Annotated in this window: 1 protein-coding gene; it reads left to right on the top strand. The window is 53.9% G+C overall.

The window, feature by feature from the left end; all coding sequences use genetic code 11:
• Nucleotides 1–138: 138 nt before the first annotated feature.
• Complete coding sequence (locus EZI54_RS24015; protein WP_131484355.1) at nt 139–498, top strand: ankyrin repeat domain-containing protein; 360 nt, start codon at nt 139–141, stop codon at nt 496–498.
• The last annotated feature ends 151 nt before the right edge of the window (nt 499–649 follow it).

The raw sequence follows: 649 nt of genomic DNA, 5'->3' as shown, positions 1-649 counted from the left end.
CGGGAGCTGGCATTCGGGGTTAGGTGCCGGAATGGATTGCCGGGTAACCGGCATTTAACCAGTCGCATCAGGACGCGGCCTGCGGCCGCTGGACGCCCATGACTGGGCGCCCCTGTGCTCAGCGTTAGGCAGTAAACCATGAATGACTCAGTTCGAGACCTTCTTGACCAAGTGGAGTCCGTCCCGGATTTCGCTGGAGTTAAGCTTCGGGATATAAACGACACAAATGGTTTTGGAGATAATGCTCTGCACTGTGTTTGCGTGTGGGGAGATATCGAGGCCGTGAAGTTGCTGGTGGAAAATGGAATTAATGTCGAGCAACGAGGTGAAGGCGGTCTGACACCCTTGAAAGTTGCAGACGAATTCGGTCACAAAGAAATTGTGAGCTATCTGATTGCAAAAGGGGCAAACCCTGAGGCCCTTGATGCAGAGTTTCAATACGACTCTGAGGCGCATTCCAGGCACTTGGCAAAAGTAAGCGTTCATTCCACGACGTAGTTGACCTACTTCACGTCACGTAGTGGCCTCAATAACTCCGGCGAGACCTTGTATTGCTTGGTGCCATCCTCGGCCAACACGATCACACTCTTGCGGTTGATCTTGGTGACGATCCCCAACACCGGGCCCTCCCGGCCCTCGAAGGTCACCT

The organism is Marinobacter halodurans (assembly GCF_004327985.1).
In the GTDB taxonomy this organism is placed as follows: domain Bacteria; phylum Pseudomonadota; class Gammaproteobacteria; order Pseudomonadales; family Oleiphilaceae; genus Marinobacter_A; species Marinobacter_A halodurans.
Note: the sequence above shows the minus strand (reverse complement) of the source record. Positions and strands in the feature narration are given on the sequence as shown.

Coding starts and splice junctions, on each gene's coding strand:
- EZI54_RS24015 (WP_131484355.1), top strand. CDS start 139: ATGAATGACTCAGTTCGAGACCTTCTTGACCAAGTGGAGTCCGTCCCG.